1 protein-coding gene and 1 pseudogene are annotated in these 883 nt (G+C 72.7%); both read left to right on the forward strand.

All coding sequences use genetic code 11. The features are described from left to right. A pseudogene (locus ETD83_RS42030) lies at positions 1 to 299 on the forward strand (NYN domain-containing protein); the annotation flags it as partial. Between the two features lie 81 nt (positions 300 to 380). Then, on the forward strand, positions 381 to 883 hold a 503-nt coding region (locus ETD83_RS42035), incomplete at its 3' end, for a tetratricopeptide repeat protein (RefSeq protein ID WP_230421551.1).

Below are 883 nucleotides of genomic sequence, written 5' to 3' on the forward strand. Positions count from 1 at the left end.
GCCCCTACACCGGCCCCCAGCAGATCTCGCCCGTCCCCGTGCAGCAGAGCACCCCGACGCTGGCGGACGCCGTCAAGGCCGCCCACCAGGAAGGCCAGGACTTCGGCGAGTCCGTCGCCAGGGACGCGCCCGCGCTGTGGCTGGAGGCCGTCCTCGCCCGCAAACCGCGGATGCCGTCCGACCTGGAGGCCCGCCTCCTCCAGGGCTCCTCGCTCCCGATCGACTTCCTCCTGCACGACGAGGTGCGGCACGCCCTGCGCCGCGGATTCTGGGACGCGCTAGAACGTTCTCGCAGGTGAGCTGACACCTACGCCCCGTTATTCACACGATCATCATCGATTCACCCGCTTCGGTCGCGCGGCGGCGGGTAGCGTTGAAGCGTGACGCACGTGACGGAAGACGACCTCGACGACCTGGAGTTCGACACCCTGCGCACCGGCGATCACATCTCGGCGGCCCGTCGGCTGTCCGAGCTGGCCGAGTCGGTGTCCGGCGGGGTGTCACGCGCCAACGTACTGCTGCGCGCCGGCGAGCAGTGGCAGCACGCGGGCGACCACACCAAGGCCGCCGAGCTGTATCGCAGAGCCCTGGACGACGGCGGCGAGACCTACGGCGACCCGCGCGCCTACCTCGCCGACGCCCTCTTCGAACTCGGCCGCGCCGACGAGGCCCGCACCCTCGTCGAGCAGATCCGCGCCGATCGCCCGCGCGACCCCGAGGTCTACCGCACCGTGGCCGAGGTCCTCTACGCCCAGGGCGACGCCACCGGCGCCCACGAATGGGCCACCAGCGGCGCCGACGTCATCCTCGCGCTCCGCGACCGCGCCGTGGGCACCGGCATCGGCGGCGGCCCCGACGAACCCCCCGCCCCCGAGGCCGACAC

The sequence above is a fragment of the Actinomadura soli genome, assembly GCF_005889715.1.
Classification (GTDB): domain Bacteria; phylum Actinomycetota; class Actinomycetes; order Streptosporangiales; family Streptosporangiaceae; genus Spirillospora; species Spirillospora soli.